Raw genomic sequence first — 1,010 nt, 5'->3', positions numbered from 1 at the left:
CTGAGCGTTTTGTGGAATCACGCCGTCTTTAAGGTAGCGCCATAATGCAATCACTAACCGCCTGGCAAGCGCGACAATCGCAATGCGTCGCGCGCGGCGATTGGCTCCGGTGCCCTGCGTGCGCTTGTTGAACCACTGCGCCAGCGCACTGCTAGGCTGATAGCGCAGCCAGCACCAGGCCATCTCGATGAGCTGGGTTCGCACTCGCCTATTTCCCTGCTTGCTGATTCCCTGATCAATCCGGCTCTGTCCGCTATCGTAGGGCTGCGGGACCAAGCCTACGCAGGCGCCCAGTTGCCGCCGGTTACCAAACTCGCGCCAGAACAACTCAAGCATCAGGCGCGATGCCCCGAGCTGGCCTACACCTTTGAGGTGCCTAAGATAAGTGATCCGTTCGCGTACAGGTGCCGGTAGGCGTTCTTGCAGTGCGCGCTCAAGTGCCGCGAGTTGTTCTTCGGCAAGTGCCAGGCGGGCCGTCTCGCGTAACAGTCGTTCATGCAACTCGCTGGGCAGCGGTGTGCCATCGTGACAAACCAGTTTGCCGCTAGCTAGCCGCTTGGCAAACGTCCTATGATCGAAACCGTCCCAGCAACCCATCGTGATCAACAACTTACGCATACGCTCGCGGTGCTGCAGCACCTCTTTGTGCAATTGCCCTCGATCACGAATCAACTGACGCGAAGCTTCATCTTGCAGCGAGGGCACTCGCACTACGCGCATGCGGTCACGTTCGCCATGCAGCCATACTCGCAGATTCGTGACCAGCTTGATCGCATCAAGCCGATCCGTCTTAGCGCGACGCCTGTGCCGCTCCACCGGAATACTAGCCGCATCGATCACATAACAATCCATGCCACGCGAGCGCAGCGCTCTATAGATCCAAAATCCATCCTGCCCAGCCTCATAACTGACCACCACACGCACATCTTGGGGCAGCGACCATTTCTGCTTGTACCGCTCAATCACCTCCAATAGGGCTTGCACTCGCAGGGCCGCTTGCGCTCCCCTTA

General features: G+C 58.7%; 1 protein-coding gene. It reads right to left on the bottom strand.

The window, feature by feature from the left end:
• On the bottom strand, positions 1–990 hold a 990-nt coding region (locus KQH55_RS16245), incomplete at its 3' end, for an IS110 family transposase (RefSeq protein WP_235091697.1).
• Positions 991–1,010: the final 20 nt, after the last annotated feature.

This window comes from Mycetohabitans sp. B3, from assembly GCF_021498065.1.
In the GTDB taxonomy this organism is placed as follows: Bacteria; Pseudomonadota; Gammaproteobacteria; order Burkholderiales; family Burkholderiaceae; genus Mycetohabitans.
This window is presented reverse-complemented; position numbering and strand designations above follow the sequence as displayed.